Below are 20,225 nucleotides of genomic sequence, written 5' to 3'. Positions count from 1 at the left end.
TGCCCAAAAATGTTCAAAACTTTAGGATCTTTGTGGCTTAATTTCCCGATTCATGGATCGTCGACGCCCGATGGAATCTGCCCGGGCGAAGTACTGTTCGGTGCGGAATGTAAGCCTTCGATGCAGGTTCTGCGGGCGCCAAAACTTTGCGACGAGGCACTTTTGAGCCTCTCGCGTGCCTGCTATCTTCGGTGGAAGCTGAGCTTAAGGTACGTGTAACTAGCTGCTTGACGTTAACGCACTATGACCTTGTTGGAACGATGTCTCGAGACATTCCTTTTTGCCCAGTTGGGGCATTTTCATCCACGGGTTGTCTGCCGGATCGATGTGGTGAGACATTCTTGCAGGACGAACCGGAACGATCTCATGAGACATGCGGAACGATGTCATGGAACCAGACACCCCTCCGGGCACGCTGTGAAGTCTCGAGACATCGTTCCTATGATGTCTCGAGATTTTTCTATAAGTACAGCTCTTTTCTATCAGCCCGGCCAAGCCGACTACGATACAAACGCATGACCACTTTCCGGGATTGGATACGCAGCTTTGGTAGCTTCTGCGTTCAACTCACCCACTCAGCTTGGGGCTCAATCCGTGCGTGGTCACCGCGACGCTGGATACTCATCATCGCGCTCGCACTTGCTGGAGCAGCGCTTTTTATCTGGCTCGACATTCCCGACCTCTCCCAGATGCGGGCCGCCGCTGCCCGCCTTGGCGCGTGGTTTCCGGTCGCCTTCACGCTAGGTTATGTCATATTTACGCAATTTCCCCTGCCCCGAACCATCTGGACGGTTGCAGCGGGTATCCTTTTCGGTCCTTGGCAGGGCCTTGCTATCTCGCTGCTCGCGCTCACCATCTCGGCCGTATTATCGTTGCTGATTGTGCGCCGCCTGCTCGGAGAATGGATGAGGCCGCATCTTGCCCATCCCGCGGTTTATACCATCAATACCCACCTGGAGCGGCGCGGTTGGCTGGCCATCGCTTCCCTGCGCATGGTGGCGGGAGTGCCCTTCAGCCTTCTCAACTATGTCGCCGCGCTTACCCCCATCAGCGTTTCGCACTTTACGGTCGCTACGTTGGTCGGCTCGATTCCCACCACGGTCATCGGTGTCTTTTTCGGCGATGCGCTTACTGGCACGGCCAGTCCCGGGATCATCGTTGCCTTTATCGTCTTTGCCCTCGCCGGTATCGGCGGGCTTGTGCTCGATTCGCGCCTGCCAACTCCCGTCCAGTCAAGGTTAAGCGGTAGACTGTAACGAACTGCTCGCAATAAAGGAGGATCCTCGTGCTCGCTGTCCATGCCCGCTACCGTGGGCGTTCCGTGCGCCGCGCTGAGCTCGTACAGCGCTCGGCCGCCGCGCTATCCACCCTCGAGGGCGTCGGCGAGTTTCACGTCCTTGGCGTCGAGGATATTTGCGCCGTGGTCGACTCCGCCACCGCAGTGTGTGAGGTCGTCATGGCCTTGCTTGCCGATGGCGACTGGGCCATCGGCATCGGCATCAGCCCTGGCAACCAGGCAGACGAAGAAAGCGCGCGCCACGTGGCTACCGCGGCGCTCAAAAATTCCGCGCGCATGGGGCAGGTCTACACCAAGCTCAATAAGCGCGGCCGTTCTGCGGAGGCGAGTGATATCGCCGCCGCCTTCGCGCTCATTGGATACGTGCTCAATAAGCGCACCATCGAGGGCCGCGAGGCAACCTCCCTTGTAAGGGCGGGGCTCAATCAAAATGAGGCCGCAGAAGAATTGGGAATTTCCAAACAGGCGATGTCCCAAAGGCTGCAAGCCGCGGGCTGGAGCGCCGAGATGGCCGGGTGGCAATTGGCGGTCAACCTCATTGAACGCGCCAATCTAGCCTAGGCCGAGAAAGCGTCGCTTACTGGGGCTTAGACAAGGTCTGATTTGCGCAGTTCAGGCGTGGTCACAAAATCCACCAGGCGCTCGACCGCACCAATCAGGCTCGAGTCTAAGTCCCTGAAGGAATGGACCGCGTTATAAACGTGGCGCCACCCATCGGAGGGATCGGACCACCCCACGCGGCGGCAGATTCCGGTTTTCCAATCTTCACCCCGCGGTACCTCCGGCCATGCTTGCAGGCCTACCCGTTGCGGTTTTACTGCCGCCCAAATATCCACGAAGGGATGGCCGGTGACTAGAACGTGCTCCCCCACAGACTCGGTCATTCGCGTTTCTTTCGACCCTTTGACCAGGTGGTCCGCGAGCACGCCGACCCGGCGGCCGGGGCCAGGCTGAAATTCGGCGAGCCTTTCTTCGAGGTTGTCTAAGCCCTCCAGGTATTCCACGACCACGCCTTCTACGCGTAGATCGTGCCCCCATACCTTTTCCACAATGGCGGCATCGTGGACGCCTTCGACCCAAATGCGTGATGGCGCTGCCACCTTGGCCTCTACGTTTTCTACCCGCCTAGAGCCCGAGTTTGATTTGCGGGGTGCTTGCTTGGGCACGTACCTCGTAAGCGTCACCGGCTGACCTTCTACCAAGAATCCGCCTTTAATGAGGTTAAATACTCGCTCGACGCCGTGGCGGTCTTCTAGCCGTACGACCTCACCAAAGACGGTCTTATCCACGCCTAAAACGGCGCCCACAAAGTCATCACCGCGCACTTCTACCACCATGCCCGGTTCTGCGGGCACTTCTGGGTACTGGGTGGGCTTGCTGCGTCGGTGCCCAGCAAAAATATCTCCGCCATAAGGATCTAAACTCATGGCCCGATAGTCTATCTACTACACTTGCTCGCCATGGATATGCGCGCCGAAGTCTGGTCCCCTCTCCAAAACTCTGCCATCTGGCTAGCTGCGTGGTTGTGGGGACATGAGACAACAGATGAGCTGCTCGATGCCCTGACAGAGCTGGGCGGGCGCCCCGAATGCTTGGATGAATCTCCCTTCATCGATTTGCTCGCCTTGCTGCGCGCCGAAACGAAGGAGCTCACTTCTCAGCCAGGCGCGGGCGGGGAGCCTCTTCTCCGGCTTATTTTATCTGGCCCGGGTGAAGCGCCGGCGCTTCCCGCAGGATCAGAATCTGCCCGTGCGGCCGCGCAAAGTTCAGCGGGCGCCATCGTTGTGCGCACCAACGATCCGGAAGTTTCGCTCGTCCTTGTCCCCCATCCCCATCGAGCTCACACGGCATGGCAGGTGATTCGTGAGGATCAGCCGCCACCTTCACCGGCATGGCTGAGCCCCGGCGAAGCGGATGCCTTGTTAACTAAGGCGACGGATGAATCCGCCGATCTCATTACGGTCACCGGCTACCAGTCCACCGCGCTGACTAATCCCCGGCTCACGGTGGGGACCCTGAGCGATTTTTATGACACGCCCGGCCTGCCACCGGCCACCCCGCCCCGGGCTGCGAAACTCTTTGCTCGCGCGGACCGCGTTGCCGCGATCATCGAAACCGTCACGGATAGGATCAACGATCACAGCCTCGATCCGCAGCTCCCCCGCTTATGGCGCCATATCCGGCAAGCGCGGATGACGGCAGTGGCTTATTCAGCAGCGGAATTCGCTCGCTAGAACAGGCCCGCCCAGAGTACTTTTAGTGGGCGCGAATATCGCAGCAGCCTGCAGCGCAGGGCGCGCCGTTGGTGGTACACCCTTGTACGGTGACATTCCCGCTGGTCTCCCACGGTTTCCCCTGTTCGAGTTCTTCCACCAGATCCACGACCATGTCCGCAAACCGCTGGGAGGGGCCAGCGGTACGGGCGCGCTCGACCTGTACTCCCATCTCATCGGCGGCAGCTTGCAGTTCAGAGTCCAAGTCCCAGATGACCTCCATGTGATCGGAGATAAAACCGATGGGGCACACCACTACGGCGCCTACCCCGTCTTTTTCATGAAGTGCGGTGGTGTGGTCAACGATGTCCGGCTCCAGCCACGGCGTCTTCGGGTTACCGGAGCGCGATTGCCACACCAAGTCGTAATCCGAAATTCCGACGCGCTCGGCCACTAAGCGGGAGGCTTCGGCTACTTGCCGGGAATAAAGGTTCTTGTCCCCGTCTGCACCACCGACATTATCGTGTGCATTCGGCACCGAGTGGGCCGTAAACAGCATGCGCGCGCTGCCCGTTTTCTCGACGGGTATACGCCGCCAGGCCTCGGCGACGGCATCGGCCATCTCCGCGATGAACTTGGGATGATCATAAAATTGTCGAATCTTGGTGAACTCGATTTCTGGCAGACCATTATCCGCAAGGTGTTGCCGCATCGCAGCAATGTCTTCATCGTATTGCCGGCACGCCGAGTAGCCACCCCAAGCGGAGGTGGCGAAGACGGCCACCCTGCGAATCCCTTCTTCCGCCATCTTCTCTGCGGTAGCTGTGGCAAAGGGGTGCCAGTTCCGATTGCCAAAATAAACCGGCAGATTATGTCCGCGTTTTTTCAGCTCGCCTTCGACGTTACTGATAATCTCCCGGTTCAGGCCGTTGATCGGGCTTACCCCGTCAAAGTGGTAATAATGCTCGCCCACTACTTCTAAGCGCTCGCGCGGAATTCCGCGGCCCCGCGTCACGTTCTCTAAAAACGGAACGACCTCCTCATTTCCTTCCGGGCCACCGAAAGAAAGAACGAGGAGGGCGTCGAAATTTTGGGCAGGATGCTGTGCGTCAGTCATGCCCTAAATAGTAGCAACCACAAGGCTGAGAATTAGAGAAGGCGCACGACCTCCGGGGTCGCACCAGCCCAGCGCACAGGGGAGACCTGTACATTCTGGCCAGACTGCGGGGCCTCAATCATTTTGTCATTGCCCAAGTAGATCGCAACGTGCTGGCTGCCGCCGGCGCCGTAGAAGATGAGGTCGCCGCGCTGCAAGTTGTCGCGCGAGACCTTATTGCCCATTTGGTACTGCGCACCGGAGTAGTGCGGAAGGTCCAAACCGGCCGCGGCGAACGCGTACTTAGTCAATCCAGAACAATCAAAACCGCTCCGTCCGTAGTCACCAAAGCTATCGGCGATGCCGCCGTCCCGGAGGCCGCCAGTTGGGCCATTGTTGTCGCCACCGCCCCACACGTATGGGGTTCCGATGACAGATTCTGCGCGAGCGATCACCGCCTCAATCTGGCTGCTATTGCCCGGAGCAGGGTTAGATGGCGCTCCAGGCCCTTGACCGGTGGCGGAAGGATCAGTGCTTGCCGATGGCGCCGTATTCGGGCTGCCAATGCCCAACAGGTCTGCAGATCCGTCCATCAGTGCCCGCATATCGTCTTGATCAACGGCTGCGGCGAGATCGCCTGCGATGTCCATAACATCCGATGCCGAGGAACCGGTACCGTAGTCCACCGTGTTAAAAGACGGCGTTGCTCCTTGATTAAGTGCGGTGCCGAACTCCGCCTTCGGGGTGGCCGCGTCCGCCTGCCCCTCTACGACGGCGTCATCGTGCGTCACCTCAGGAAGCGCAGTTTCATCCGGAACAATCTCGTCGGTAAAGTTTTGAGCCTTGTCCTTATTCAAGCCTTGCGGCTTGACGGTATCGCCGGAAAGCGCATCCGCACCTACCCTAAAGTCAAGGTTTTTATCTTGATTTTGTACCTTTGGAAGGTCGCCCTGCTGGGTCACTTCCACCGCCTGCTGCTGGTGGGCAAAAGAGGCCTCAGCGAAGTTGCGGGTGGCATTCATTTGAGCCTCCCGCTGGGCTAAGTTGCGGCGGTGCTCGACCATTGCCGATTCGGCTGCACGCTTTTCAGCATAAGCTTGGTCAAGCTCTGCCGCGTCGTCCGCAACCGCAGGATCAGCCGAAAGCTGGGCGATGCGCTCCGTCGCGGCCGCCGCTTGCTCCTCCGCCTGGTCGAGCAGCTGGCGCAGCTGATCTACGTCCCGCTGCTGAGCATCAACGTTGGATACGGCGCGGGCAATGGAGTCATCTGCATCGGTGCTTGGAACTTCTTCAACCGCACCGGCCTGGGCGGGATCGAGGAGCTCATCTGCTCCGGCAGGAGCGATGGACGTCAGGGGCGATAGCGCTGCGACACCTATGACTGCAGCGATAGTTGCACGAACATGTCGGATGCGCGGTAGACGAATGGTGGCCACTGGAATTCTCCTTGTTTGGACCACCTCCCTTTTAAAGAATGGGACGCAATGTGCCGCACTTGGGCATAGGAATGCCCGAGACACTGAAGCTTGCGCATTTCGCACAGCAGCAAGCCCAGAGTCTTCTTTGCGATATTCCGAATCCGATAGCTCACACCCAAAGGCTTATGGGCTTATGGGTATGCGTTATCGCCCTGGCAGCCCGCGGCCCCAGGATGTACATGGCACATGAGCCCGAAAATTGTAGAGACTTCACCTAGGGAGTGCGCACGTCAATTAAAGCTCTATGCAACTGATGCTTGAGCTCAGTAGCCTCACGTCACGCTGTCCAACAATCGCTACTATTTCCCCATACCAGCGACAAGGATGGTGCATTTTCTCCACGTGTCCTACGCGGTTCATTGTGAACGTGAGCGCTCTAACGCTACTGGGAGCATTTACAACTCTCCCATCGCAGTGCCAATCTCAGATTGGCGCATCGTCATCGAGCTCCCCTTGTGACGTGCAGTGAATTTAGGTAGCTGGCAGAGTCCAGACCCTTTCGCACGCTGCGCTGCGCACAGTGAGAACTGCCCTATGATCCTTGGCACGACTCGCCGCGGCGCAGTGGAGGTACAGCTTTATGCGTGTACCCATTCGTGCGAGGGCAAGTGGCCACAAACCATGAACAGGCCACACGATGCTGGCCCTAGTGTGATTCCGGTTCCCTCATTCTCTCATTCTGCACGTACCCGACTGCGCTTCTCAGCGAACCTCGTATCTGGATTCCGATTGACCGGGAATCCACTATCGAAGGGCTCGACAAAGAACCACACCCGCATACCCACACGATGGAGCTCTAGCGAACTCGTCTCACCACTTTTAAGGAAGGTGGGTTGATGTTTATTTTTCGAACATTGTCGTCGCTCAAGTGAAAAGTTTTTCTACTCTCCCGTTCGAGAGTTCCCTCGTGGTTCATTGACTTCCAAGAACCGCCAATTCCTCGATTCCCGCGAGGCGTGCTTCCCCACATACCCGTGCGAATCTTCAATTGACCGTCAAGGCTAAGCCCATGAACTCAAGAAGATATTCACGTCTCTTGAGTCGACACTCGAACCATACGTCACGACACGCCCTTTTCGCACACATTCCACTTAATTACGTGGAGTCAAGTTAAACCACATGACGCAACATTCGTACCTAACCTGCAATAATTTTGTTACCACCCCGTTATTGTGATGTTCGCCACTTTGGTTTTTATATTCCGAGGGCCGTGCGTCATGAGTCGCAACCAAATCGGGGTCATTTCACCGCAGTAGAACCACTCCCCCAGTGAAAATCAACCACTAAGCCTTTACTTTTGCCCCTCCCCCGCTCCCCTGACACTTTTAAGCAATGGGAGTTTTCTTCATTCGCAACGATCCGGAGTCGCCCAAGGGCCGCCCATAAAGGACCGATGGATTACGCCAATGCCTGAACATCATTTTCCATAAATCTCAGGGTAGGCACCGCGAGTTCCTTCGGTGCGGTGCGCCACGACGCTCTTGCAGCCGTAAAATTTAGCTCGCTTCGGCGGATGGTTTTGGGGCGCGCCGAGCGCGGAAGACGGAAAATTTTCTTCCACTTTTTCGAACAAACATAGTTAGAAGTTGGATACGCTTGGACGCCTTGATGCGTCCGCTCTCTCCAGATCGCGCCCCCTTAATGGCCGCTACTTATCCCCGAATTTCGCGATGATGGGAGGCACGCCAATAACTTAAGCCGCCGAAAAGGAGGGCGAGTATGGCGACGACGGCGACGACGGCGACCATCGGAAAGCTGCTTTGCTCAAGCCCTGCATAGTACTGCTGCACAAGATCGACTTGGTTCAGTCCTGGCCTTAATTGCGCTTGGGAAGATTCAATATCCGCACGGCTATAGTTCTCGCTAACCGAGGAGACATGGCGCGGGGTCTGCACGATGACGGTGTGCAGATTGGTAGCATCATAAAGCTCTTGTGCAATGTCGCGCGCGTCGGCGGCCTTGAAAACAGAAACATCGACCACGGCAATCCCGTCGCCCTCACGCAGTTGCTCGGCGACGTGTGCATTTAGCTGAGCATCCGATTCCAGCGAGGGTGCAGAATAAGCTACGCCGTCCTGCTTGAGCTGCTGAGCCAACTGCGGGACGTCCACTTCACCCGGAACCATTCAATCCTCTTCCCTCTTCTTAATTATTGCCGGGGCTCGTGCACCCGAGATCGGGGGTTATGCCTTGCGCATATTCCTTGGTCTTTCTTCATTAAAGATAAAGGTTACCGCCGCCGCCTACACAGTAAACGCGCCGAGTACGGCAAAAAGCTTTAAACAGAACGCTTGTCCCGTTACAATTGGAGCAACGGAAGGTTTTTACCTCTACAATAAATAGGTGAACCATCGCGTTCTTTGCCGTCTTTGGCACTGCGGGCCCCATGGCTTCGTCTCGACCACTATGTGGTCGCGCACCTTTTGCTTATCCCGCATCTCCAGCAGGCGGCGAGTACAAAACAGAACAGACTGTTTATTAACAAGGAATGGAGCTCCCTGTGACTGAAAGCTTGAACTCCTTCGATGCCAAGAAGACCCTTGATGTCAACGGCAAGTCTTACGACTACTTTGACATCAACACGGTTCCTGGCATGGAGAAGTTGCCGTACTCCCTCAAGGTGCTGGCAGAAAACCTGCTGCGCAATGAGGACGGCAAGAATGTAAACGAGGACCACATCAAGGCCCTCGCCAATTGGGATCCAAAGTCTGAGCCGGATACTGAAATCCAGTTCACCCCAGCCCGCGTCCTCATGCAGGACTTCACCGGTGTTCCCTGTGTCGTCGACCTCGCAACCATGCGTGAAGCCGTGTCCGCTCTTGGCGGTACGCCAGACCAGGTTAACCCGCTGAACCCGGCCGAGATGGTTATTGACCACTCCGTCATCGTTGAGGCCTTTGGTTCCACCGACGCTCTTGAGAAGAACGTTGAAATCGAGTACCAGCGCAATGAAGAGCGCTACCAGTTCCTGCGTTGGGGTGCTGAGAACTTCTCCAACTTCCGCGTTGTTCCTCCGGGAACCGGTATTGTCCACCAGGTCAACATCGAGTACCTGTCTCGCGTTGTCTTTGACAACGAGGGTCTTGCATACCCGGATACCTGTATCGGTACCGACTCCCACACCACCATGGAAAACGGCCTGGGCATCCTGGGCTGGGGCGTTGGCGGCATCGAGGCAGAGGCTGCCATGCTTGGCCAGCCGGTATCGATGCTCATCCCAAAGGTCGTCGGATTCAAGCTCACCGGCGAAATCCCGACCGGCGTTACCGCAACTGACGTCGTCTTGACCATTACGGAGATGCTGCGTGAACACGGCGTTGTCCAGAAGTTCGTAGAGTTCTACGGCAACGGCGTCAAGTCCGTCCCGCTGGCTAACCGCGCTACCATCGGCAACATGTCGCCAGAGTTCGGTTCCACCGCGGCCATCTTCCCCATCGACGAAGAGACCACCAAGTACCTCGAGCTCACCGGTCGCCCGCAGGAGCAGATCGACCGCGTCGAGCAGTACGCCAAGGCCCAGGGCATGTGGCTGGCAGAGGACACTCCGGAGCCGGAGTACTCCGAGTACATCGAACTCGACCTATCCACCGTTGAGCCATCCATCGCTGGTCCGAAGCGCCCGCAGGACCGTATCCTCCTTTCGGAGGCCAAGGAACAGTTCCGTAAGGCCCTGTCCAACTACACCACCGACGAGGTATGCGTGGATGACTCCTCCGTTGAGGCAAAGCGCATGTCCGCTGAGGGCGGCGCGGCTGGCGAAGAGGACGTCACCGGTGGTTTGAACAAGTCTCGCGAGGGCCACGGCGAATCCGCCGCCGCTGGTGCTAAGGGACGCCACTCCAACCCAATCACCGTTGAACCTGATAACGGCGGTGAGTACACCCTTGACCACGGCATGGTGGCAATTGCCTCCATCACCTCCTGCACCAACACCTCCAACCCATCCGTCATGGTGGGTGCAGGTTTGATTGCACGTAAGGCCGCCGAAAAGGGCCTGCGCTCCAAGCCATGGGTTAAGACCATTTGTGCACCTGGTTCCCAGGTTGTCGATGGCTACTTCCAGCGCGCAGACCTCTGGAAGGACCTCGAGGCTATGGGCTTCTACCTGTCCGGCTTCGGCTGCACCACCTGTATTGGTAACTCCGGCCCACTGCCAGAGGAAGTCTCTGCAGCCATCAATGAGAACGACTTGGCAGCTACCGCAGTTCTGTCCGGTAACCGCAACTTCGAGGGTCGTATCTCCCCGGACGTCAAGATGAACTACTTGGCATCCCCAATCATGGTCATCGCCTACGCTATTGCCGGCACCATGGACTTCGACTTCGACAACCAGCCGCTGGGCCAGGACGAAGACGGCAACGATGTCTTCTTGAAGGACATCTGGCCTACCCCGCAGGAGATTGAGGACACCATCCAGTCCGCTATCTCTCGCGAGATGTACGAGGCTGACTACGCCGACGTCTTCAAGGGCGACGACGCATGGCGCAACCTGGATGTCCCAGAGGGCGAGACCTTCGAGTGGGATGAGGACTCCACCTACATCCGCAAGGCTCCATACTTCGAGGGCATGCCGACCGAGCCGGACCCAGTTGAGGACATCAAGGGCGCTCGCGTTCTTGCGAAGCTTGGCGATTCCGTCACCACCGACCACATCTCCCCTGCTTCTGCCATCAAGCCGGGCACCCCGGCCGCGCAGTACTTGGATGAGAACGGCGTTTCCCGCTCTGACTACAACTCCTTGGGTTCCCGCCGCGGTAACCACGAGGTCATGATGCGCGGTACCTTCGCTAACATCCGCCTGGCCAACCAGCTGGTGGACGAGACCGGTGGATACACCCGCGACTTCACCCAAGAGGGTGCACCGCAGGCATACATCTACGATGCATGCGAGAACTACAAGGAAGCCGGCATCCCACTGGTCGTTATCGCTGGTAAGGAATACGGCACCGGTTCTTCCCGTGACTGGGCTGCAAAGGGCACCAACCTTCTGGGTGTAAAGGCAGTTATCACCGAGTCCTTCGAGCGCATCCACCGCTCGAACCTCATCGGTATGGGCGTTATCCCGCTGCAGTTCCCTGATGGCGAGTCTCACGAGTCCCTGGGTCTGGACGGTACGGAGACCTTCGACATCGAAGGCATCACCGAGTTCAACGACGGTTCCATCCCGAAGACCGTTCACGTCACCGCTACCAAGCAGGACTCTGACGACGCCGTCGAGTTCGACGCTAACGTACGTATCGACACCCCGGGTGAGGCAGAGTACTTCCGCCACGGCGGTATCCTGCAGTACGTGCTGCGCCAGATGGTGAAGAACTAAGCCACTTAATGCGACGGAAAAGTACTAAGCTTTTTGGGCTTAGTGCTCGTCGCTGAGCTTGAAGACGCGGGGTCGCACCGCTCTCTCCCGTAGAGGGCTCTGCGGCCCCGCGTTTCTTTATTGTCGTTCTATGTTCGTTTCAGAACATACTTAACTTGAAGTATTAATCATTCCTAAAAGGAGACGACCTCACTATGCCAATCGTGAGTGAATCTGAGTTAAATCGGCGGCGGCACGAAATTCTCGTTGGGGCTCGCCGGTGCTTTGCCGAACATGGCTATGAGGGCGCGACTGTCCGCCTCTTAGAACAAGCCACCGGGAAATCACGCGGCGCCATTTTTCACCACTTTGGGGACAAGGAATCTCTATTTCTTTCCCTAGCACGCGAAGATGCCGCACGCCAGGCAGAAGTAGTGGCTAATAATGGCCTCGTCGAGGTCATGCGTGAAATGTTGCGTCACCCAGAACGCCACGATTGGCTTGCCACGCGTCTAGAGATCACTTCTCTATTGCGCACTGACCCCTCGTTTGCCGCGCGGTGGAAAGAACACCAGTCCATTCGTGACGAGGCTATCCGCGCCCGACTTGCATCCAACGCAGAGCAAGGCCGGCTGCGAGATGACGTGGATATAGATACCCTGGTGAGCTATTTGGAAACCTTCATGGATGGGTTTATTAATAGGCTCGCCTTAGGGGATACGGATGGCCTGGAGCGTGTCCTCGATCTGGTGGAGCAATCGATCCGGAGTTCTAGCTCGCCACAGCGCTAAATGAGCCCATTACGTTGTTAGCAGTACCGCTTGAGGTCACCCAGGATTCGTAGCTCTGCCCCTGTGCAGGGGCAGGTTATGTTTGTCTGCGTTCTGAAGTGCCCCGAGTTTTGTTCCTAGGCATTTGCCTTGATTTCTATTATTCCCTGTTGCGGGTTCTTTTTCCACAATTCGGTTTCCACCTCGGCTGGGGTTCGGTATCCCAGGCTTTGGTGGAGCCTTACCTCGTTCCACCATGACACCCACTCAAATGTGGCGATTTCTACCTCGATAACGTCATTCCACCTGCGAGTATGGATCAGCTCGCCTCTTGTAGGAGCCGTTAACGTTTTCAGCTAGAGCATTGTCATAGGAGTCGCCAACTGTCCCAGTAGAAGCAGTGATCCCGTGTTGGGAAAGGCGCTCGTTGTAGACAATGCTGACGTACTATAAGCCGTGATCCGAATGGTGAATAAGGCCTGTTGTTTCCCTCGCGCTCACAATCGCTTGGTTGAGTGCTTGCAGCGGTAATGCCTGAAGTGCGCATCGAGTCCGATAATGCCCATCCGACGATCCGCCGGGAGTAAACGTCAGTGACAAATGCGGTGTACACAAAGCCTTTCTTCGTGCGCGCGTAGGTAATGTCGGCCACCCACAGCTTGTTCGGGCCTTGGGCTTTGAATTCACGCTCGACCAAGTCTGGGCGCAGATCCGACACGTTGAGGTGTGCGCGTTGTGATTGGTGATCTGCCTTTGCCTGTGCCAGAAACACCAGCCAGGCGCATCAGCCGGGTGGTTTGCTCACGGCCGATATCTATTCCGTCACGGTCAAGCGCATGCCACATCTTCCGCACACCGTAGACACCGTCATTATCCCGATGAATGGCACCAATGCGTTCAATCAGCACAACCGTCACGAAGGCGACGAGCGCTTAAGCCCTCGGGCTTTGGACTGGCGATAACCACGCGCGGTGATGAACCCACCAGCCCGGTTATTTTTCAACGCCAGTGCAGATGAACTCGACAGAGAAACAATCCCGGTATTTATCGATGAACCGGATCATAACCGGGGCTTGGGGCCTGGTCGTGAGGCGAAAAAAGCTGACGCGGCCTTCAGCAACTCGTTGGTATCTCGAAGCTCTTGATTTTCGCGGCGTAGCCACGCGTTTTCGGCGGCCAAATCTTCAGGCACAGGTTCTGGGGTGTTTCCCACGCGGCGGGCAGGCTTAAGTCCATTGACGAGCCGTGTGCCATGAAACCCCCAACTTTGGAGCTACTGCCTGGCATGCGGCTTGCATCGACATATTTTCCGCCAAGATGCGGTCTTCCACGAGACGGACCACACGGTCCTTTGCATCCTGGTCAAATTTTCTTGGCATGTTCCAGATTTTCCCATCTACTCAAACGGAACAAAACCTGGGACACTTTGAAGCATCCTGGGTTTAGTTCCTACCTCTGCTAAGGAAGGATTGGCACTATGCCCAGAAAGTATTCCGCCGAATTCAAGGAGAAGGCGGTCCATCAAGTCCTAGAGATGGTCCGTCTGGAGTCCTGCTCACGGCAACGCGCGTACGAGGAAGTCGTTGAGCTCCTTGGCGTGTCCCACTACACGTTACGCGCCTGGTACCGCGACAGCCTCGCCCATGAGCAGACGACACCAACAGATGGCGAAACCATGGAAGAAGAGCTCAAGCGTCTGCGCCGGGAAAACCGCGAGTTGAAACGAGCAAACGGGATTCTTAAGACTGCTTCGGCTTTTTCGCAGCGGAACTCGACCGACCCACGACCAGATGATCTCCTACATCGACGAGTACAAGGAGCAATTTGGGGCCCGGGGCCATCTGCCGTGTTCTGAAACAAGCAGATCGTGGATTCATTACCTCCCGCGGCTACCGTAAAGCCACCACCCGCGCCCCAAGCGCCAGGGCCTTAAGCGATAGCCTTATCATCCCAAAGATACAGCGCGTCCATGCGGAAAACTTCTCGGACTACGGTATTCGCAAGATGTGGCACGCCATGAACCGTGAAGGCTTTCATATCGGCCGCGACAAGACCGCACGCCTGATGAAACTTGCAGGTGTGTCCGGTCGACGACGTGGACAAACCCCGGTCACCACGATCAGCCCTAAAGTTCCGGATCATCGTCCGGACCTTGTGCAGCGACACTTCCGGGCAGCAGCACCTGGGCGACTTTGGGTCGCCGACATTACCTATGTTCGCACCCTCTCAGGATTTGCGTACACCGTATTTGTCATTGACGTCTGCAGCAGCAAAATAGTCGGTGTTGCCACCCGCTCTACGATGCGCACCGATGCGCTGCCGATGGGAGGCACTGGAATATGCATTAACGACTGCCGGTCGAATCCATGGAGACCAGCTAGTGCACCACAGTGATCGGGGAAGTCAGTGAGTGTCACTGAAGTACTCCACTGCTTTGGCCGAAGCCGAGATCCGGCCGAGTGTTGGCACAGTCGGAGATTCCTATGACAACGCGCTCGCGGAGACAGTCAACGGTCTCTACAAGGCTGAACTTATCCATTTTCAAGGCCCGTGGACGTCAGTGGGAGAAGTCGAGCTAGCAACCCTGCGGTGGACACACTGGTGGAACACCAAACGTCTTCACGAGGCGTTGGACTACGCCGCCCCACTGGAAGTAGAAACCGAGTACTATCTCACCCAGCCCATCAACACAGGGCCGTAAAAGAAGCGGAACCAAACCCAGGACGCTTCAAATTGAACCAACATCAACCCCGAGCCGGACCCCAACACCGACCCTGACACTGTCCCCGAACCACCGATTCAGAAAGGACAGATACACCACTCCATCGGACTTGACCAGAAAATAAATAGATACAGTTTATTTATTTGTTTTACAATCATTAGTCGGATAGTCTTCAACGCTTTTCTCTAGAAAGGAAATTGGCGTAATAGTAGTATCACCTTTACCATTACCACCTTCAATAAGGGCTACCAATTCCCCCGCAGAATTATAGACAGGAGCACCCGAATCCCCAGGTATTGAAGCTATTTGAGCTTTAAGAGTGCGCGCCTGGAAATTCCTCCCCGCTAGGGAAACACCCTCACAATATAGGTTCTTGTCGTCGATAGTCCCCTGAATTCTCCCTCCAAGAAACGTTTTGGTAAAAATAGTGGAAGGGATTTCGACTTCTTTATCACTGACTTTATCGACTCGGAGAGCGTAATTGGTAGGGGAATCAAGAAGTATTTCTGAAACATCCGATCCTTGGCTACTCAACAAGTAATTTTCGCCAACACTTCCAATGCGCCTACCTTTTGAATATACCTCATCCGCTTTTTCGCCGCAGTGACCTGCAGTTAAGGCCCGTCGTTGGGAAATGATAGTTACAGAACATGTCACCGCCCCTTGAGGAGGGCCCACCTGTATCTCGTCACCACTTTCTATGTATGAAAGAGGATCAGAATTCTGCTGCTGCGCAATAGATGCTGATGAAGCCGGGGCTGCTGTCAATACACTAGCCAAAGAGAAGAGGACTACACGGCTCATTATTGGAGTGATTTCGTTTTTCATAATTAATAATTCATAAAAATAAAGAAGAGGTAGGTGCATCTAAAGTCCTACCTCTTCTCAGGTTTTATTTCTTCCCATAGGGGACAAATATGAGGAGAATGACCAAAATTGCTAGAGCAATCGTCACGACATACGGCCACTTAGCGTAAACGGAAAGCGCCATCAGAAGAACACCCACAGTGGCCTACAGCTTTTTCCACATAATTTCCTCTCCCAACCATCTTGAATCTTCCTAGCCGGAAGATTCTCTTTGAGTATTATCTAAACAATACAGCGACATCCGTATGGCAACATTCCAATCACGCTACCGCCAATCCCTTAGTGCTTAGTTCAGGGATAATTTATTGGAAACCAACCCGTTGTGGAATTGCAGTCTGCATAATAGCGCCAGTCACAATCGAAGCAATACCAAAGTCGGCATAGATACCACCAGGTGCAACGCCACCAAGAACCCCTGCAGTAGCTAGGATTTTGGAAACTACTGGTTCGGGAACCCAAATTCCACCGATTGCAATACCGTTACCCATACGGTTGATCGTCGTTTTGGACATCAGCAGCCTTACAGTAGTGCCATGGAATTCAATTCCATTCCGGCCTTCTTGAAAGTATGGATCAATGTCATCGTTATCAGAGCTCGAGATCTTCGGTCCCTTTTCCCAGAACGTTACCGAGTCTCCCGCTACCTTCATCTCGAGGTTGCTATCAGCCTTGGCCTCATTGATTTTTTCGTTCTGAGCCTTTACCTCATTTTCAATTTCCTGCAGATCTTTTTGGGAGAAAGCGCTTTCCGCCTCGCTATCAACCGAGAATTGATCTCCTCGTAGGGAAACATAGGAATCTGCATTTTCGAGCAATACTGAGGACACAGAAGACGGAGACTCATTATTCTGAGACGATGCATCGGGGCCAGTCACAGTCTCGGCACCAGCATTAGCCGGAACAAAAACTGTTGCTGCGGTAATCAGCATCGCTAAAAGCGCAGATTTCTTGGGACGATACATACTCTTAAACCTTTCGAGAGGAGATGGATGAAAATCCGGACACCTCTAAGATCGCATGCAGTAGACAAATTTGAAAGCGAAAGAGGGAAAACGTAAACGAACGTATATCTTTTCCCAAAATCATTGTCAGAACGCTCAAAAATATATATTATTACGGCTTAATCTCGTAGGCAACAGCTGTCTGAATTCATAACTTATTTGACAGTCTGTTCCTGGGTAAGTGGTCGTGATGGTTGACAGGTCAGTCGCGACATAGTTGACGCTTAGGCTACCTGGCCGTGTTGAGTGATGTTTTACTCATCAGTCGCGACATGTTTGACACTATGAATAGCCCGAACCGCAACATGGCCATCGTCAACGCAGTCCGCAAACAAGGTCGCCGCCCCTCTAGAGTGGCTCAGCGTTTTGGTATCTCACGCCAGCGCGTCTATCAGATCCTCAACGTCTTTGATGCTGGTGGCGCCAACGCCATCGCGCCACGCTCTCGTGCCCCGCATGGGGTTGTCCGCAAATCGTGGACACGTAGTAGAGCTACCTAGTGGTTAGGCAGCGATTTCTTTTCTGCTGGTGGTTAGGCTGGTGTGGTTCTCGAAATCGACAGGGCTTACCATCCCGAGAGCGGAATGCCGACGCCGACGGTTGTAGACCACTACAATCCAGTAAGCCACAACCTGACGCGCAACATCGCGGGTTGGCCAGCGCTTCCGGTCGTAGAACTCGGTCTTAAGTGTCGACCAGAACGACTCAGCCAACGCATTATCGAAACACACCCCGGTACGCCCCACAGACTGAGCAACGCCCAGGTTGCGGCACACCTCCCAGAGCTGCTCACTGGTAAATTGTGTTCCCCGGTCAGCGTGAAACACCAGCCCGTCAGGAACGTCACCACGCAGCGTATGCGCCATCCGCAGTGCTCGTTCGACCAAACGTGTGTCTTGCACGCTATCCATAGCCCAGCCCAGCACCCTGCGGGAATGACCATCGCGGACCACGCACAAATACAACCAGCCCTCGCCGGTGCGCAGGTAGGTAATGTCCGACATCCATACTCGATTGAGCTCACCAGTATCAAACATGCGCTTGACCAGGTCAGAAAGAGCAGATTTACGCTTGGCTTGGATCGTTGTCGCTGGGACGAAGGCACGCGGTGACATCCCTTCAATGCCCATCAGGTGCATCCGCTTGGCCACAGTCTTGCGATTCAAGGTGATCTGGTAGCGCTCGGCGAGTTTGCGGTGATTCGCGGGGTACCATAGACCTCGTTGTGGATTTGGGGTAGTTGGTACCGTGAGTCCGCGTAGTTGGTACCAGGGTTACGCTTACCTGGTACTGCAAGGGTTTTTCTTTCATAGTTGATGTTGGCGACACCACGATTCGTTGGTGTCGCAGCAGCTTCTACTTGGAAGAAGCTCATTGTTGTGGCTAACTTCAAACAGATCCTTGCGATGTGCCTTGGCGGTGCTAGCTATACGCAGATCACACATACATTGGGGTGGGGTCTAACCCCCGACGTGTCCACTTTCCGGGGTCAGACCCTCACTCGTAAACTGCCTTAATAGCGGCCTCCGAATCCGCATAGGAGACTTTGACATGCGCAAAGCCACCTCCCCAATGGAACCGGACGAATAAAGCAATCAGCCGAGCCGACTCCGTCGTCCCGCCCCGGTACCAACTACCCAGAACACGGCAGTACCGAGTCCCCAGAACACCGGTACCAAAAACTCGCATCTGACACTCGTCGGAGTCTTTCCAGATCTGGTGAATCTTGCGATCAACATCATCGTAAAAAGATGTCCGATCATCTTTACCGGATAGGCGTTGCTGCTGCATATGGGCCCATTTGTAGTATCCAGACCGAGACACCTTCAAAAGGCGTGCCATGCGCTTGATGCTGTAGTTAGCCTTGCTCTGGCTGCATTAATTCGAACTTTTCTGTTCGCGTTGCCTTAAAGCGAAGAAAGCTGTCGCTTTAAGGCAAAAACTCGTTATCCATCTTGGCTTCTGCCAGCTCACGACGCAGACGAGCATTCTCAGCACGAAGAGCCGCCTCGCTTAGCCCATCAGAGGATCCTTAGGCGTTGACGCTCATTTTTTACCCACCGGACTAAAAGGCCAGGTGCGACACCAATTTCTTTCGCTACATGAGCAATTGGGCGTTCTGACTCGATTACTAGGTTTGCGGCTTCACGCCGGTACTCCGGCGTGTATTTCTGGCGTTGTTGACTGACAATGAACATCCTCTCTTACGGACACAAAATCCGCACTAATCGGGTGTCCACTAAACGAGTGGTAACCTCAAAATTCTGAATTTAGTTTATTATCACATTATAAGTTTGCTCTCTTCTTATTTTGCCTAACTAGATCTAACATTAAAATTGTTTGTGGACGCCATCTTTAGAAAGGAAAACAATGAGAAAACCCGTGGCGTTTTTGGTTGCCACACTCCTTAGTTTTACTGGCGTAGAGGCTCACGCGGCACCGGCTCCTATGACAGCTCAGTCAAAGCATCAATCTGTGCCCAAAAATTCTGAAGATACTTTATTTTCCGAAGGTACTAAGATTCAAAGGCTTTCCGGAAGTCAATTCCAAATATCGACCCCAGATCATCAATATCAGGTCACGGTTGATAAAGCTACAAGCACAGCGACCGTAATCGATGAAAACAACGATGAACAAACATTTAAGATTCCAAATATGCGAGGAAATTCGGTACAAGGAAAACCGGTTGTTACTCCATATTTTAATTGGTCCTCGGTGCCTTGTGCGATGCTACTTTGGGCAGTAGGAGTAATTCATCATGTCGGTTGGACAGCAGCAGCGGGAATAATCGCAGCCGAGGGGCCTGCAGGGGCAGCACTAGCCGCCGCTATTTGGGCTTATGGAGTCGATGCTTTCTTCGCTCTTGTGAGCAGCCAGTGCTAAAATCAAGTGCTTAATTTTGGAAAAGAGATCATGCACGTCACTCGAATAGAACTCGGCATAATAGTGTCAGCACTAACATGTGTTTTCGCGTTTTTCCACCAACTACCTTTGAGTATTGGATTCGCAGTCATTGGTGCCTTGCTGCTTGGTCTCCTTCCAGAGAGACAAAGATTAGATCGAAAAGCTCAGCAACGGGGAATACGCCGGTTTGGTTTATTCACAATGTGGATTGGACTCTGTTTTAGTATCGCAATCTTTGTACATGATTTTTTACTCACACAGGATGTGTATTTTCCCGCGCTAATAGCTACGCTAGCTGTTGCGGCGGCAGGAGGCTCTCTGGTACGCACGAAGAAGCTTCTGTAATGAAGTAAAGAAAGCCGTTTTTGAGACCATTACCGCGTGGCCCAACGCCGGCATTACAGCCGACACAGGCGGAGTGACCGTCACCAGAACCGCCCCATCAGTTCAGCAGAAACCACCTCACCCCGAGCCCGACTAACCCAATCACAGAGAAGCAGCGCCCTGCGGGCGCTTTCTTTTTATCCGGAAGCACTCTGCGCATATTTATCACACACCAGTTGATTATCCACAGGGTTTTA

The 20,225-nt window shown here is 54.8% G+C and carries 16 protein-coding genes and 4 pseudogenes; 8 read left to right on the top strand and 12 right to left on the bottom strand.

Translation table 11 applies throughout. The features are described 5' to 3' along the window. Positions 1–515 precede the first annotated feature (515 nt). Both QP891_RS01875 and QP891_RS01870 read left to right on the top strand, forming a co-directional pair. Positions 516–1,256 (top strand): TVP38/TMEM64 family protein, encoded by a 741-nt coding sequence (locus QP891_RS01875; RefSeq protein ID WP_284770649.1) that lies wholly within the window; start codon positions 516–518, stop codon positions 1,254–1,256. A gap of 29 nt (positions 1,257–1,285) precedes the next feature. Next, on the top strand, positions 1,286–1,858 hold the full coding sequence (locus QP891_RS01870) for a hypothetical protein (protein WP_023022380.1): 573 nt from the start codon (positions 1,286–1,288) through the stop codon (positions 1,856–1,858). 26 nt (positions 1,859–1,884) lie between these two features. Here QP891_RS01870 and QP891_RS01865 read toward each other — a convergent pair whose 3' ends face one another. Continuing rightward, entirely contained in the window at positions 1,885–2,724 is an 840-nt protein-coding gene (locus QP891_RS01865) for a DUF3097 domain-containing protein (RefSeq protein ID WP_284770648.1), read from the bottom strand. 33 nt (positions 2,725–2,757) lie between these two features. Between QP891_RS01865 and QP891_RS01860 the strand changes: the two genes are divergently transcribed. Beyond that, positions 2,758–3,531 carry an Rv1486c family protein gene (locus QP891_RS01860; protein WP_284816856.1) on the top strand — a complete coding sequence of 258 codons (774 nt, stop codon included), beginning with the start codon at positions 2,758–2,760 and terminating at the stop codon, positions 3,529–3,531. Positions 3,532–3,553: 22 nt separating this feature from the next. On the opposite strand, the gene QP891_RS01855 is transcribed toward QP891_RS01860, so the two are convergent. The 3 genes from QP891_RS01855 to QP891_RS01845 form a co-directional block, all read right to left on the bottom strand. Continuing rightward, positions 3,554–4,627 carry a ferrochelatase gene (locus QP891_RS01855; RefSeq protein WP_284770646.1) on the bottom strand — a complete coding sequence of 358 codons (1,074 nt, stop codon included), beginning with the start codon at positions 4,625–4,627 and terminating at the stop codon, positions 3,554–3,556. A gap of 32 nt (positions 4,628–4,659) precedes the next feature. Beyond that, positions 4,660–6,042: an NlpC/P60 family protein gene (locus tag QP891_RS01850; RefSeq protein WP_284770645.1), complete on the bottom strand. Its 1,383-nt coding sequence runs from the start codon at positions 6,040–6,042 to the stop codon at positions 4,660–4,662. 1,694 nt (positions 6,043–7,736) lie between these two features. Continuing rightward, positions 7,737–8,210, bottom strand: a complete 474-nt coding sequence (locus QP891_RS01845) for an Rv1476 family membrane protein (protein ID WP_284770644.1) — start codon at positions 8,208–8,210, stop codon at positions 7,737–7,739. A 374-nt stretch (positions 8,211–8,584) separates the two neighbouring features. Between QP891_RS01845 and can the strand changes: the two genes are divergently transcribed. Both can and QP891_RS01835 read left to right on the top strand, forming a co-directional pair. Continuing rightward, entirely contained in the window at positions 8,585–11,401 is a 2,817-nt protein-coding gene (gene can, locus QP891_RS01840) for an aconitate hydratase (RefSeq protein ID WP_284805818.1), read from the top strand. A gap of 194 nt (positions 11,402–11,595) precedes the next feature. Then, the gene (locus QP891_RS01835) at positions 11,596–12,171 is read left to right on the top strand and encodes a TetR/AcrR family transcriptional regulator (protein ID WP_284770642.1); all 576 of its coding nucleotides are present in this window, start codon (positions 11,596–11,598) and stop codon (positions 12,169–12,171) included. A gap of 116 nt (positions 12,172–12,287) precedes the next feature. On the opposite strand, the gene QP891_RS11835 is transcribed toward QP891_RS01835, so the two are convergent. The 4 genes and pseudogenes from QP891_RS11835 to QP891_RS11820 all read right to left on the bottom strand — a co-directional run bounded on the left by QP891_RS11835 (position 12,288) and on the right by QP891_RS11820 (position 13,575). Continuing rightward, entirely contained in the window at positions 12,288–12,470 is a 183-nt protein-coding gene (locus QP891_RS11835) for an integrase core domain-containing protein (protein WP_349838796.1), read from the bottom strand. Positions 12,471–12,517: 47 nt separating this feature from the next. Next, entirely contained in the window at positions 12,518–12,763 is a 246-nt protein-coding gene (locus tag QP891_RS11830) for a hypothetical protein (protein WP_349838795.1), read from the bottom strand. Positions 12,764–12,833: 70 nt separating this feature from the next. Then, positions 12,834–12,995, bottom strand: a complete 162-nt coding sequence (locus tag QP891_RS11825; RefSeq protein WP_284796170.1) for a hypothetical protein — start codon at positions 12,993–12,995, stop codon at positions 12,834–12,836. A 381-nt stretch (positions 12,996–13,376) separates the two neighbouring features. Further along, a pseudogene (locus QP891_RS11820) lies at positions 13,377–13,575 on the bottom strand (hypothetical protein). A 52-nt stretch (positions 13,576–13,627) separates the two neighbouring features. Between QP891_RS11820 and QP891_RS01830 the strand changes: the two are divergent. Continuing rightward, a pseudogene (locus QP891_RS01830) lies at positions 13,628–14,851 on the top strand (IS3 family transposase). 156 nt (positions 14,852–15,007) lie between these two features. Here the strand turns inward: QP891_RS01830 and QP891_RS01825 are convergent. Further along, complete coding sequence (locus tag QP891_RS01825; protein ID WP_284769792.1) at positions 15,008–15,739, bottom strand: trypsin-like serine protease; 732 nt, start codon at positions 15,737–15,739, stop codon at positions 15,008–15,010. 302 nt (positions 15,740–16,041) lie between these two features. Beyond that, a complete protein-coding gene (locus tag QP891_RS01820; protein ID WP_284769791.1) occupies positions 16,042–16,701 on the bottom strand; it encodes a hypothetical protein in 660 nt (219 codons plus the stop codon). Between the two features lie 323 nt (positions 16,702–17,024). Here QP891_RS01820 and QP891_RS01815 point away from each other — a divergent pair. Continuing rightward, positions 17,025–17,198, top strand: a pseudogene (locus QP891_RS01815) (helix-turn-helix domain-containing protein); the annotation flags it as partial. Positions 17,199–17,288: 90 nt separating this feature from the next. Here the strand turns inward: QP891_RS01815 and QP891_RS01810 are convergent. Beyond that, positions 17,289–17,965, bottom strand: a pseudogene (locus QP891_RS01810) (IS3 family transposase); the annotation flags it as partial. Positions 17,966–18,761: 796 nt separating this feature from the next. Beyond that, positions 18,762–18,938 carry a transposase gene (locus tag QP891_RS11815; RefSeq protein ID WP_349838703.1) on the bottom strand — a complete coding sequence of 59 codons (177 nt, stop codon included), beginning with the start codon at positions 18,936–18,938 and terminating at the stop codon, positions 18,762–18,764. A gap of 172 nt (positions 18,939–19,110) precedes the next feature. On the opposite strand from QP891_RS11815, the gene QP891_RS01805 reads away from it, so the two are divergent. After that, on the top strand, positions 19,111–19,623 hold the full coding sequence (locus QP891_RS01805) for a hypothetical protein (RefSeq protein WP_284769789.1): 513 nt from the start codon (positions 19,111–19,113) through the stop codon (positions 19,621–19,623). Positions 19,624–20,225 lie beyond the last annotated feature (602 nt).

The organism is Corynebacterium sp. MSK310, assembly GCF_030227355.1.
GTDB classification, from domain to species: Bacteria; Actinomycetota; Actinomycetes; order Mycobacteriales; family Mycobacteriaceae; genus Corynebacterium; species Corynebacterium rhinophilum.
The sequence above is the reverse complement of the archived record's forward strand: the minus strand, read 5'-3'. Positions and strand labels throughout refer to the sequence as shown.